The sequence below is a fragment of the Dehalogenimonas alkenigignens genome (assembly GCF_001466665.1).
Taxonomy (GTDB): Bacteria; Chloroflexota; Dehalococcoidia; order Dehalococcoidales; family Dehalococcoidaceae; genus Dehalogenimonas; species Dehalogenimonas alkenigignens.
This window is the reverse complement of record NZ_KQ758903.1, coordinates 892,658-905,569: the sequence shown is the minus strand read 5'-3', so window position 1 is coordinate 905,569 and position 12,912 is coordinate 892,658. Positions and strand designations below refer to the sequence as shown.

Below are 12,912 nucleotides of genomic sequence, written 5' to 3'. Positions count from 1 at the left end.
GTATTTAGCTGTGTATTTATAGGATACTACATCCACAAATTTAAACAATCCGTAAAACTACTTGTTCCGATGAAAGCCAGCCCCTATTTTCTCGACGGGATTTGCCCCCGCGCTCAAGTAATTGTTATTATGACTACAATTCAATATCGTTACTGGGGGAGCTGAAAGGCTGAGAGTTCCCGGCAACACCGGGAAGACCCTTGGAACCTGGTCTCGGTAATTCGAGCGAAGGGAAGTACCACACTCCAACAGAAGCTAGTCTTCTGGTTTTTTCTTTCTGTAATCGAGAACGTAAGGGGAACCATATGACTGAATTACCTGAAATCGGCAAGATCTCGCCTGAAATATTTCGGGAGATCATCTTTCCCAGACTGGGCGCCAAAAGCGATAAAGTACTGGTCGGGCCGCAACACGGGGTCGATGTCGGTATCGCCGACATCGGCGGCCAGGCGGTATCTTTCACCACCGATCCGGTCTTCATCGTCCCACAATACGGTTTCAAACGGGCGGCCTGGTTTGCCATACACATCATCGCTTCGGATTCGGTGACCTCCGGGTTAAGACCGAAGTTCCTGTCCATCGACCTTAACCTGCCGATGAGCATGACCAAGGAAGAATTAGCCACGATGTGGGATGTGATGCACAAGGAGTGCGAAAAAATGGGCATCAACGTCATCACCGGCCACACCGCCCGATATGACGGCTGCGCTTACCCTATGGTCGGGGGGGCGACGATGCTGGGGGTCGGCGGATTGGATGAGTACGTTTCACCAAGATTTGCCCGGCCGGGAGACAAAATCATCATCACCAAAGGTCCGGCGATCGAGGCATGCGGCATTTTTGCCGCCATGTTCCCTGACCTCATCGCCCAAAGGTACGGCGAACCTTTCGCCCGCCGCGCTGAAAGCCTGTTCTTCCAGATGTCAGTCGTGGAAGATGCGCTTACGGCCGTCACTGTCGGAGTTCGGGACGCCGGCATCAGCTCGATGCATGATGCCACCGAATGCGGCCTCTGGGGCGGGTTATATGAGGTGGCCCAGGCTGCCGGATGCGGCGCCCGAATCGAAAAGGATAAGATAGTCATCGAGGACGGCGTGCCCGAGATCTGCCGTATGTTCGGCATTGATGACCCTTACGCTGCCATTTCCGAAGGCAGCCTCATTATTACCTGCCGTCCGCACCGGGCGGCTGCCGTGGTGAATGCTTTGAGTGCCAGAGGTATAAAGTCATCAATCGCCGGGGAGTTGACCGACCCCGAATACGGCATGATCCTTGCCGAAGGCGATAATGAGAAGCCACTCAAGCATCCCATCGTCGATCCTTTCTGGCGGGCTTTTTATGATGCTGCCAAGAAACAGGCTGCCTGAGACCGATATTTACGCTGTTCTTTCAAGCTCACATTGCCGCGGCCGCGGCAATGTGGAGACAGCCCGGCTGTTGCTCGAAGCCGGAGTCAAAATCATCCAATACCGGGAGAAGGATTTCCCTTCGGCGCAGAATTACAGTGAATGCCGTGCCATCCGCGATCTTTGCCGGCAACACGAGGCGTGCTTCATCGTCAACGACGACGCTTTGCTGGCCAGGTCGGTCGAAGCTGACGGCCTGCATCTCGGCCAGGATGACATCGCTCCGGAGTCGGCGCGCACCATTGTCGGCGGGCAAATGCTCATCGGCCTGTCGGTATCAACCGCTCCACAAGTGGACGCGGCCGTCAACCAAACGGAAGTTGACTATCTTGGTGTCGGGCCAATCTTCGAAGCCAGGACGACCAAGCCTGATGCTTCGCCGCCGGGCAATCTTGAGCTACTGGATTATTCTCTCTTTAGGTCAAAGGTGCCAATTGTCGCTATCGGCGGCATCGGTCTAGAGAACGCAGGCGAAGTGGCCGCCCGGGGCCGAGTCATCCTGGCGATGATTTCCGGCTTGATCGGCGCGGAAGATATAGGTCAAAGGGTCCTGGAGATCAGGTCAGCAATCGGTAAAGCCCATGGATAACCCTCTCCGGGTGCCGGGCAAATTTGACGCCGGAGCTTGGTGTCTGGACCGGCGGCGGTTGATCTGGGGATAGCGCCGCCTATGATCTTGGGTTACAATAGCCACTATGACTGAGAACCTGACTCCGCTGCGAGCGCAATACCTGCGTATCAAAAAGCGTTACCCGGATTCAATCGTCTTTTTCCGCCTTGGTGATTTTTACGAGACGTTCGACTCTGATGCCGAACTGGCCGCCCGAGAACTGGAGATAGTCCTGACCGCCCGGGAGATGGGCAAAGGCATCAAAGTGCCTATGGCTGGCATACCCTACCATGCTGCCGAGAATTACATCGCGAGACTGATCGGGCGAGGCTACAAGATCGCCGTCTGCGAACAGACTACCCGCCCAGGTGAAATCAAAGGTTTGATGGAGCGTGAGGTGGTCCGGGTGGTCACCCCGGGGACAATCGTCGAACCAGCCCTTTTGAACGTCCGAATAAACAACTACCTGGCTTCAATCGCACCTGGCGGGACGTCCTGCGGGTTGGCATATATCGACATCTCGACCGGCGAATTTGCCGCCGCCCAGATTCCTGCCGAGCGGCTAGAAACCGAACTGGGACGGATCCACCCGGCCGAACTTATTCTGCCAACTGGCGCCGAAACTTGCCTCTCTCGTGGCATGTCGATAACCGAACTAGACCCCAGTGTTTTTGAACCGGAATCTGCCGCGGATACTCTTAAAGCTGCTTTCAGGACATCAACGCTGGAAGGATACAACCTTGAAAACCAACCGCTTGCCATTGCTGCAGCGGGGGCTATTATCACCTATCTTCGGGAGACTAATCAGAGTGCTCTCGGCGTATTGAGCCACATTTCAAATTATTCAACCGCAGAGTACATGGCGCTGGATGATAATACCCTGACCAATCTGGAGGTTTTCCAAAACGCCACCACCGGCGGCGTCCGCGGTTCGTTGTTAGGCATTGTTGATCGGACCAAAACGGCGATGGGAGCCCGCATGTTGCGGCGCTGGCTGGGGAAGCCCCTTCTCAGCCGCCAGCGCATCATGGAACGCCAGGCATGTGTTGAGGCTCTGCGCAGCCAGCATCTGAAGTTAAAAGAGATCGAGAAAAAACTGAAACAGGTGGCCGATGTCGAGCGGGTAGCCAACCGGATAAAGACCTTGACCGCCATGCCGCGGGAACTTATCGCATTGAAGCGCAGCCTGGAAACAGTCCCTGAACTGGCGTGCGCGCTGGAGGGTGAGGCGCTGAAAGGACTCAGGGGCGGATTAAATCCGTTACCAGACCTGGTGCGATTGATCCATGAAGCTATTGAGCCTGAACCGGCGGCCAGCCCTGGCGAAGGGGGCGTGATCCGGGCTGGATTTTCGGTTGAACTTGACAAGATTACAGATCTGGCTGCCAACTCCAGGTTATTCATCGCCCAGCTTGAGGCTACTGAGCGTTCCCAAACCGGCATTAAGACGCTAAAAGTCGGTTTCAATCAAGTCTTCGGATATTATCTTGAGGTCTCCAATCCCAATCTATCTCAGGTGCCGATTCGGTATATCCGCAAGCAGACGTTAGCCAATGCTGAAAGGTTCATAACCCCGGAACTCAAGGAACTTGAACTGCGGGTACTGTCATCGAAGGAGCGGCTGGCCGACCTGGAGACTTCTCTATACCGGCGCGTTCTGCAGCAAATCGGGCAGTCAGCCGATTCTTTACTAAGCCTGGCTGAAGCAATCGCCCGCGTTGATGTTTTGAGCGCTCTTGCGTCAATGTCGGTTGAAAATGCCTATGTTAAACCCATCATGGTTGACGGGCCGGTGATAAAAATCGTCGGCGGCCGCCATCCGGTCATCGAGCAGACACTCGATCACAGCGCTTACGTTCCCAATGATATTGACTTGGAGACCGGCGACAGCCAGATCATCATCCTTACCGGGCCGAATATGGCCGGGAAATCCACCTATTTGAAGCAGGTGGCAATTATCGTGCTGATGGCACAAATAGGGTCGTTCATTCCCGCCACCAGCGCCGAAATCGGCATTTGCGACCGGATCTTCACCCGAATCGGCGCCAGGGAGGATCTGGTTTCAGGGAAATCCACTTTTATGGCGGAAATGGTGGAGACGGCGTTGATTTTATCCAGCGCGACGTCCAGCAGCCTGCTTATCCTGGATGAAATCGGGCGAGGCACCTCCACCAGTGATGGACTGGCCATAGCGCAGGCGGTAGTGGAATTCATTCATCAGCGACTTGGTGCCCGAACGTTATTTGCTACTCATTATCACGAACTGATCTCCATGGCTGAACGCCTCCCCAGGGTGCGAAATTTCAACGTGGCGGTCACTGAGGACAAGGGAGAAGTTATTTTTCTCCATCGAATCCAGCCCGGCGGGACAGACCGCAGCTACGGCATCCACGTCGCTAAAATCGCCGGATTGCCCAAACCGGTTGTCCGCCGGGCCAACGAAATTCTGGCCGAACTGGAAAACCTGAAGACCGAAACACCAGCGTCCGCCAGACCTGTTTCGGCTCAACTTTCTTTCCTGAATCCGCCGTCTCCAGCAATCGAACTAATCAGGGGAATGGATCCCGATTCGTTGACCCCCAGGAAGGCGCTGGAAATGCTGTACACCCTCAAACAAATGCTGGAATAACCGGTCCGTTCACATCGAAGCTGATGTTTTGAGCGCACCTCCATCTTGTGTGATAATGCCGGTATGAAACCCAAAAAGCCTCTCTGTCCTCGCCGGACAAAAATTGTCGCGACCATCGGCCCGTCCTCCGGATCGCCGGAACAGTTATCGGCGCTTCTAACCGCCGGTATGAATATCGCCCGGCTCAATCTATCCCACGGGAGCACTGACGAGCACGCGGAATATATCAAACAAATTCGCGTTGAAAGTAAACGGCTGGGGCTGCCGATAGCAGTTTTGATCGACTTGCCGGGACCTAAATACCGGACCGGCCAGCTGAAGACCGCGTCGGTATGGCTGGAACAAGGCGCCTCCGTCACTCTGACCACCGAGCAGGTAATCGGCGACGAAAGGCTAGTGCCGGTGAATCTGCCGACGCTGCCCCGCGATGTACGGGCCGGGGATATCATTCTACTTGACGACGGCGCCCTTCAGCTCAAATGCCAGGATGTAACTCCAACCAGTGCTGTTTGTACGGTGATAGTCGGCGGGAAACTTACCCCCGGCCGGGGGATTGCCGTGCCGGGCCGCAAATCCAGCATGCCGTTCCTGACCGAACAGTTGAAGGAGTATATCAGGTTCGCCGTCAGCCAGCGCCCGGAGTTCATCGCCTTATCATTCGTCAGCCGGCCGCAGGACATAATCCAGGTGCGCCGCATAATCAAGAAATCCGGCGCCGAGATTCCATTGATTGCTAAAATCGAGCGGGGTACGGCGGTAGCGGCTTTCGATTCGATCCTGGCTGAAGCCGACGGCGTAATGGTCGCCCGGGGAGACCTGGGGGTTGATATCCCGCTGGAACAGTTGCCTCTGGTTCAGAAGGAAATCATCCATAAGGCTAACCGCTCCGGCAAGCCTGTAATAACCGCCACTCAAATGCTGGAATCCATGATTGCGGCGCCTCGACCGACCCGGGCAGAGGTCAGCGACGTTGCCAACGCCATATTTGACGGCACCGACGCGGTGATGCTTTCGGCTGAAACTTCAATCGGCAAATACCCGGTGCAAGCTGTTGCGATGATGTCAGCGGTAGCTATGGAGACCGAAAAAGTCCTGCCGTACGACCTCTGGATCGCTGAACGCGACACATGGTTGGTCAACCAGACCGAGGAACTGATCAGTTACAACGCCTGCCTGACAGCGCGGCGCCTCAAAGCCGCCGCCATTGTCGCCTTCACGTCGTCCGGTTCGACCGCCGGGCGCGTCGCCAAATACCGGCCGAGCACGCCGATCCTGGCCATCTCTCCCAACGGGGATACCTGCCGCCGGCTGATCCTCAACTGGGGCGTCCAGGCCATTCAGATACCGACGCCTAAAACAGTGGATGACCTCTTCTCCACTGCGGTGCGTTTGTGCCGGAAACTCAAACTCGCCAGGACCGGCGATAATATCGTGGTCACCGGAGGCGTGCCGCTGGGCGTCGCCGGCACCACCAACCTCCTCAAGGTCCAGGAAATCACGTAACGTGGAGATCTTCATCCGTGTTCGCGACCTGAAAAAGGACTACCGCCTGGGCGAAGAAACGGTCCACGCTCTGGCCGGAGTATCGCTCGACCTGGAAAAGGGGGATTTCGCCGCGTTCGTCGGGCCGTCCGGCTCAGGTAAAAGCACGCTGCTCCATTTGATCGGCGGGCTGGACACCGCCTCCGAGGGCAGCATCACCGTCGACGGCCGCGACCTGTCAAGGGCTTCGGACAGGGAACTGGCTGAGTACCGCAACAAAAACGTCGGGTTTGTTTTCCAGTCTTTTCACCTTCATCCCACTTATACCGCCGAGGAGAATGTCGCCATCCCGCTGCTTTTCGCCGGCGTCGGGAAAACAGAGCGCCTGGCACGGGCCAGGGCTGCTCTCGAGGCCGTCGGTATGGGACACCGCGCCGGTCACCGGCCAAACCAGTTGTCCGGCGGCGAGCGCCAGCGGGTATCGATCGCCCGCGCCCTGGTGACCAGCCCGGCGATCATCGTCGCCGATGAGCCGACCGGCAACCTCGACACCACCAACGGCGCCCGGATCATGGACCTGCTGGGGCGCCTCAACCAGGAACAGGGCATCACCCTGATCGTCGCCACTCACGACGTCGAACTGGCGCGCCGATCCCGCCGCGTGGTGACGCTGCGCGACGGACTGATTACCGGAGACAGCCGTGCCGTTTAACGAAATTATAGCTATGGCTTTTTCCAATCTGTGGCGGCGCAAGATGCGCACCCTGCTGACGGTAGCCGCCGTGGTCATCGGGGCGACACTGGTGGCGCTGATGGCCAGTTTGGGCACCGGGCTCAAGGGATTTATCGTCGGCCAGTTCGGCCAGACCTTCCCGGAGGACGCGATCATAGTCTCCTCCGGGCGGGACATAAATGTCTTCCAGGGCGGCGGCCGGCCTCAGGAAATCTCCAGCATCGAGACTGTCGTCATCCTGCCCTTCACGGCGGCCGACCTCGAAAAGCTGCGGGCCATTCCCGGCGTCGAGCGGGTTGATTACCTGGTGAGCGTCTCCGCCCGCTACATCCAGCCCCAGGGCAGTTCCAAGATCTACACCGTGAACGTCGACGGGGTGCCGGAGTACGAGGCTGCCATCCGCCCGCTGTTCCTTGGCAGCCACATCACTGAAGGCGACGCCGGGCAGTGCCTGATCGCCTACGATTACCTGACCACTTTCGGCTGGCCTGACGACGAGAGCGTTATCGGGCGGCAGGTTACCGTGTCGGTGGGCAAACAGCTGGCTTACGAGACTGAAACGCACGACTATACCTTCACCATCAAGGGCGTCATCGATAAGAAAATCTCCACCGCCGAACTCCTGATCACCCAGTCCGACGCCATCGAGATGGCCCGCTTTTACCAGAGCAACCCCCTGAGATACTCCGAGCAGCAGCCGGGCTTCACCGTGCAGCTCAAGGCGGCGGCCTTAACCGATGTCAAAGCTATCGCCGCGGCGGTAAAGGCCGAGGGCTGGAACGCCCTCACCTCCGACGACATCCTGGCGGAGATCAACTCCGTATTCAACGTTATCCAGGTGGGATTGTCCGCCTTCGGCATCATCGCCCTGGTGGTGGCGGCTATCGGCATCATCAACACCCTGCTGATGGCTATCCACGAGCGCACCCGGGAGATCGGGGTGATGAAGGCGGTGGGAGCCACCCGCGGCACCATCCGGCTGATGTTCACCGCCGAGGGCGCCGCCCTGGGCTTTCTGGGCGGAGCGGCCGGCGGGGTGCTGGCGCTCCTGACCGGACAAGCGCTCAATGTCATCGGGGCGAGGACGTTCCTGTCCGATTTCCCCGGCTTCCAGCTTTCATCGTTCACCTGGTGGCTCATTCCCGGCGTCATCGCCCTAACCACCGTCATCGCCCTGCTGGCCGGATTGTATCCCGCCAACCGGGCGGCCAGGCTCGACCCGGTCGAGGCGCTGCGGTACGAATAGCTATTTGTTTTTGTTTCCTCGATAAATAACATGTTTTTCGGGGAACGAACCGATTTTGCCGCGTTGAGCCAATCGGGGGATTCGATATTCGTGGATTTTGAGAACGATTTCTCCGGCATACGCTTTCACTCCGGTTCTACATTTCCGTTCATGGTTCGGCAGGCTCACCGCGAACGGGATTAGACGACCGTCGACGCGCCGCCCCCGTTCATGGTTCGACAGGCTCACCACGAACGGAAGAAGAGTCTCCGGCAAGGCAAGAGTCCTTAAAGGCATGTGGGGATTATAGCACATGAGTTCTTCGTAATCGTCAAGTGGGTTTTGTCGTTTTTGGGACGTTATTTTATTATGTCAAGGCACAACCGCCGCCGCGGCCGGGCGCCGGTTTCCGCCTTTCGGGCGAAGGCAAAATAGCTAAAAAAATGATTGCCTCCCCGCCTGCACCGGCGTATAATCTTTCACTACCTAACCAGAAACCGGAGGAACCCCATATGCGCCTATCCTGTCTGCAAGAGAACCTGAGCAAAGGGCTGGCTATTGTCGGCCGGGCTGCCGCCTCACGCTCCACGCTGCCGATCACCAGCAACGTGCTGGTGGCTACCGACGAAGGCCGGCTGAAGCTTTCAGCCACCAACCTGGAGATCGCGGTGTCGTGCTGGATCGGAGCCAAGATCGAGGAAGAAGGCGCCACCACCGTGCCGGCGAAGCTGCTGACCGAGTTTATCGGCTCATTGCCCAACGACAAAATCGAGATGGCCCTTTCGGCCAAGAAGATACTGACCATGAAATGCGCCCGCTTCGAGGCGCGGATGACCGGCGTCGACGCCCGGGACTTCCCGCCCATCCCCCGGGTGGAGAACGGCGTGGCGGTCAAAGTCGATGTCGCCGAGTTCAAGAAGGGCGTCGCCCGGGTGGTCTTCGCCGCGGCCACCGACGAGTCCCGCCCGGTGCTGACCGGCATCGACGCGCTGTTCGAGGGCTCCGTCCTGACGCTGGCCGCCGCCGACGGCTTCCGCCTGGCGGTTTACAAGATGCCCCTGGCCGAAGCCGCCTCCCAGAAAGTCAAGGCCATCATCCCGGCCAAGACGCTGTCCGAGGTCAGCCGACTCTTGAGCGACGGCGACGAAAGCATCGGCATCACCGTGGATACCCAGAAGAGCCAGATACTGTTCAAGCTCAAGAACGTCGAGCTGGTGTCCCAGCTCCTGCAGGGCGCCTTCCCGCAGTACAGCCAGATCATCCCGCAGTCCCACACCACCCGCGCCGTAGTCGAGACGCCGGCTTTCCTGATGGCGGCGCGCACCGCCCAGATCTTCGCCCGCGACGGGGGAGGCATCGTAAGGCTGATCATGACCCCGGGCGGCGGCAAAACGCCGGGCCGGCTGTCCATCACAGCGCGCTCCGAGGAGATCGGCGAGGATCAGGCCGAACTGGACGCCGCGGTCTCCGGCGAGGAAGCCAAGATAGCTTTCAACGGCAAGTACCTGCTGGACGTGCTGGGCGTCATTTCCGAAGGCCAGGTGGCGCTGGAGGTCACGGGGCCGTCAAGCCCCGGCGTGATCCGGCCGGTTGGAACGGACAATTACGTTCACGTAGTGATGCCGATGTTTGTCCAATGGTGAGTAGCTTTAGACTGAATCCTAAAGGGGATAATCGTCTCACCATCGACGTGCCCATTGGTGACTGTCCCGGCAAACTTTAATAGGGAAAGTGCCGCCCTCTTATCTTCAAAAGTGGCGTTTTCTATGTTCGGCAGTATCTGGGCACAGAAGGCCGGCAATTGTAATTCAACCTGTTCCATCTCCCGCAGCTGTTCCAGGGCGTAGCGGGCTGTGGCTAGGTCTTTCTCGGCTTTCTCCCGGTCCTTTTTCACTTGGTTAATTTGATCTAACAAGGCATCCGAAGTATCAATCTCCCCGGTGGAGAACTTAGAAAACAGGCTCATAAGCCGTTGGTGTTGTCCGCCAAATGCTCTGAGTTGGCCTTCCAGCTTCTTGATCGTCTTCTCCAATGACTCGATGCTGCCGGCATCCTTGGCGGCGTCCATCTTCCGTTTGAGTATGGCGGCGTGCACGTCCGGATGCTTGAGGATCTCCTTGACCTGCGCCCATACCGCGGCGTCCGTTTCGTCAGCCTTGATGTAGCGGGCGCGGCAGATCGCCGTATCGCCTGTCTCCCGCGGGAAAGTCCCCCTGCAGCGGTAGTACCGGTACCGGCCGCGGTCCATAGCGCCGCCGACTATCGGGCTACCGCACTCACCGCACCGGAGGAAGCCGGTCAGGAGATACGGGGCATATTTGAGTTTGCCGGTCCTCCCCTTCGGCCGCTGCAGGGCGTCCTGCGCCGCCTTGAACGCTGCCGGGGAGACGATGGGCGGCGTTGCGCCGGCGATGGTCTTCCATTCGCTTTCCGGCAGCCGGATGGTCTTCTTCCCTTCCCGGTGAGTCCGTCCGTAGTACGTCACTCCCATGTATGCCGGGTTGGTGGCCACATTGCGGATGGTCCGGGCATGCCACGGACCGCCCTTGAGCGCTGGAATGCCGCGGCCGTTGATCTCCTTGGCCACGGTGAAACAATCTTTACCCTGAGAGATCAGGTCGAAGATTCCCCGGACAACCGCCGCCTGCGCTTCGTCGATGACACGCTGTTTGTTGAGCTTGTCCCAGGTGTAGCCGTAGATCCCGGGACCGGTGCCCTGGGCGATCTTCCCTTCCGCCATCCGCGCCGCCTTGCCGCGCTTGGTGGCCTCTTTGGTGGCATGGACGTACATTTCTGCAGCCCATCCCATGGCGAAAGCCAACATCTTGCCGGCCGGCGAGTCCTCAAATTCCTCTTTGACGAATACGAGCTTGACGCCGCCGATCTTGAATTCCTTGAACAGGGACAGGATGTCCTCGCCGTTGCGGGCTAAGCGGTCCGGCTTAAGGACAATGATAGCCTTGAACTTGCCGGCTACGGCCGCCGCGGCGCGCAGCTCCGTCAGCCGCGGCCGATTAGTGGTCAGCCCGGAGGCCGCCTCCCGGAAGATGAACTCAGCCGGCACGTCATACCCGATCTGCGCCGCCTTCTCCAGGCAAAGCGCCTCCTGGGTGTCCAGGGAGGTCCCTTCCCGCTCCTGGTCTTCGGTGCTAACCCGACAATAGACCGCCGCGATGGTCAAATGTCTTCCTCCCATCTAAAGAGGTCAAAGAATTCCGGAGTTTCTTCGATTTCAGCAACTTGTTTATAACTCATCGCCGCGGCGTACTGCTCGGATACAAATGATTTGAACATGGCATCGACCTGGTGCATCATCACGTCGGCGAATCTACTGATCTCCGCCCGGGTCTTTGGATCCATCTCACCGTCTTTATCCTTGCCGTAGACACCATGCAACAGCATATAGGCCGCCGCCTTGACCGATCCCAACGGGAGAACCTTGCTATTTTCATCCCGAATCATCCTCGAGACGTTGTACATCAACGAGTGGAAAAAGTATCTCGCCATGGCCATACTGAAAACGCCAGGCATACCCTCAGCGAAGGTTAAAAACTGAGAGAGATCGCCGCGTTGCCGCTCTTTGACTAATCCCTGCAGCATGTCTCTGATCTCCGCAGTACCGGTACCACCTCCGGCCTCGAGTTTTACCGGCGCCAGGGGAGAATACTGGCCATGCTCCTTCTCCACCATTGCCGGCCGCTGCCCGGCGTAGTGTTCCACCATCGTCATCGACCGCCAGCCGCCCATAGCCTTGAGCGCCAGATCGGAACCCTGCCAGTTCTGAGCGAAGCTATGGCGGAGGGAATGGGCGGTCAAGCCAGGGAACCCGGCCGTCTTAAACGCAGCGGACACCTGCCGGGTCAGCCACCAGGGAGTGTGATCCCATAATCGCCCGGGCCCGAGTTTCAGCAGCATGGCGCGGACCTGTGGGCTGACCGGTACTATCCGCTCGCCGGTCTTGCCGCTGATCCTTACGGTGCTCTCGAAAACATCTTCACGGGTAAGATTGGCAGCTTCCCCGATCCGGCTGCCGGTGTCAGCCAGGAAGTAGAGAAGAGCGCGGATTACGGGTGAGTGGCTCGGGAACTCCAGAAGGCGCTTGATCTCTTCCCTGGACAGGCCTCGCTTGGCCTTAGGCAACCGCCGCGGCGCCGTAACCTTCTTCATGGGATTAGCCAGGTTGTAGCGGTCCTCAAGGAAGTGATAGAAAACCCGGAGGGTCCGGAAGCAACCATGCCGGCGTTCATCGCTCGAGGTGTAGCTGGATATGAAATCTTCAACGGGTTCAACCGCCGAGGGGATCGCGGGATACTGGCCGGCGAAGGCGTTCAAGAAGGACCGATAATAGGTCACGGTTCGGGGGCTGAGGCCGCGTTTGTCGCAACTCTCAAGGAATCCATCGACTAGCGGGCGGGTTTTTGTTAGACTACCTTCCGGGAGCGGCGATGCTTGTACCATTGTCGTCTCCTTCCCGGCCGGGTGTTAGCGCACCTGGCCGGACTTTTTATTTTCGTTGTCCCTTTCTTCTTTCGCCCAGTTTTGTATTGCCACGGAGATCAACAATTTAGGCTTTCGTTTCCCAGTTTTGTAATAGTGCAGCGCAGTTCTCGATATCCCCAGAGATCGGGATACTGATAATGGTCCATACAATGCACACAGGTATTTAACATCTTGTTCAATCGAAAGCACAATATCAACAGATATCTTCAGCCCTAGTACTTGGACTGGTTTTCCTCTTTTGCGGGTGCGTTTAAAAATATTTTTTCTTTCAGTAACCATTTGTGAACATATAGTATATGACTACAGGTTACACTGTCAATAGTTAAC

Annotated in this window: 9 protein-coding genes and 1 riboswitch; of the genes, 7 read left to right on the top strand and 2 right to left on the bottom strand. The window is 57.8% G+C overall.

Annotated elements, in window-relative coordinates; translation table 11 throughout:
• Positions 1-144: 144 nt before the first annotated feature.
• Positions 145-251, top strand: a riboswitch (TPP riboswitch).
• Between the two features lie 54 nt (positions 252-305).
• From DEALK_RS04840 to dnaN, 7 genes are all read left to right on the top strand, one after another.
• The gene (locus DEALK_RS04840; RefSeq protein WP_058439173.1) at positions 306-1,367 is read left to right on the top strand and encodes an AIR synthase family protein; all 1,062 of its coding nucleotides are present in this window, start codon (positions 306-308) and stop codon (positions 1,365-1,367) included.
• Positions 1,339-1,995 carry a thiamine phosphate synthase gene (thiE, locus tag DEALK_RS04835; protein WP_058439172.1) on the top strand — a complete coding sequence of 219 codons (657 nt, stop codon included), beginning with the start codon at positions 1,339-1,341 and terminating at the stop codon, positions 1,993-1,995. The genes DEALK_RS04840 and thiE overlap by 29 nt, the downstream gene beginning before the upstream one ends.
• 106 nt (positions 1,996-2,101) lie before the next feature.
• Positions 2,102-4,645: a DNA mismatch repair protein MutS gene (gene mutS / locus DEALK_RS04830; protein ID WP_058439171.1), complete on the top strand. Its 2,544-nt coding sequence runs from the start codon at positions 2,102-2,104 to the stop codon at positions 4,643-4,645.
• 63 nt (positions 4,646-4,708) lie between these two features.
• Positions 4,709-6,148, top strand: coding sequence for a pyruvate kinase (gene pyk / locus DEALK_RS04825; RefSeq protein ID WP_058439170.1), 1,440 nt, complete (start codon positions 4,709-4,711; stop codon positions 6,146-6,148).
• A gap of 1 nt (position 6,149) precedes the next feature.
• Positions 6,150-6,839, top strand: a complete 690-nt coding sequence (locus DEALK_RS04820) for an ABC transporter ATP-binding protein (protein WP_240608217.1) — start codon at positions 6,150-6,152, stop codon at positions 6,837-6,839.
• Positions 6,829-8,106 (top strand): ABC transporter permease, encoded by a 1,278-nt coding sequence (locus DEALK_RS04815; protein ID WP_058439169.1) that lies wholly within the window; start codon positions 6,829-6,831, stop codon positions 8,104-8,106. Before DEALK_RS04820 ends, DEALK_RS04815 begins: the two co-directional genes overlap by 11 nt.
• 491 nt (positions 8,107-8,597) lie before the next feature.
• Complete coding sequence (dnaN, locus tag DEALK_RS04810; protein ID WP_058440039.1) at positions 8,598-9,728, top strand: DNA polymerase III subunit beta; 1,131 nt, start codon at positions 8,598-8,600, stop codon at positions 9,726-9,728.
• Here the strand turns inward: dnaN and DEALK_RS04805 are convergent.
• Together DEALK_RS04805 and DEALK_RS04800 are read right to left on the bottom strand one after the other, a co-directional pair.
• The gene (locus DEALK_RS04805; protein ID WP_058439168.1) at positions 9,695-11,266 is read right to left on the bottom strand and encodes a recombinase family protein; all 1,572 of its coding nucleotides are present in this window, start codon (positions 11,264-11,266) and stop codon (positions 9,695-9,697) included. The genes dnaN and DEALK_RS04805 overlap by 34 nt on opposite strands.
• A complete protein-coding gene (locus tag DEALK_RS04800; protein WP_058439167.1) occupies positions 11,263-12,543 on the bottom strand; it encodes a tyrosine-type recombinase/integrase in 1,281 nt (426 codons plus the stop codon). Before DEALK_RS04800 ends, DEALK_RS04805 begins: the two co-directional genes overlap by 4 nt.
• Between the last annotated feature and the right edge of the window lie 369 nt (positions 12,544-12,912).

What these genes read in the sequence shown, in the direction of transcription:
- DEALK_RS04840 (WP_058439173.1), top strand. Translation starts at nt 306, where the DNA reads ATGACTGAATTACCTGAAATCGGCAAGATCTCGCCTGAAATATTTCGG.
- thiE (WP_058439172.1), top strand. Translation starts at nt 1,339, where the DNA reads ATGATGCTGCCAAGAAACAGGCTGCCTGAGACCGATATTTACGCTGTT.
- mutS (WP_058439171.1), top strand. Translation starts at nt 2,102, where the DNA reads ATGACTGAGAACCTGACTCCGCTGCGAGCGCAATACCTGCGTATCAAA.
- pyk (WP_058439170.1), top strand. Translation starts at nt 4,709, where the DNA reads ATGAAACCCAAAAAGCCTCTCTGTCCTCGCCGGACAAAAATTGTCGCG.
- dnaN (WP_058440039.1), top strand. Translation starts at nt 8,598, where the DNA reads ATGCGCCTATCCTGTCTGCAAGAGAACCTGAGCAAAGGGCTGGCTATT.
- DEALK_RS04800 (WP_058439167.1), bottom strand. Translation starts at nt 12,543, where the DNA reads ATGGTACAAGCATCGCCGCTCCCGGAAGGTAGTCTAACAAAAACCCGC.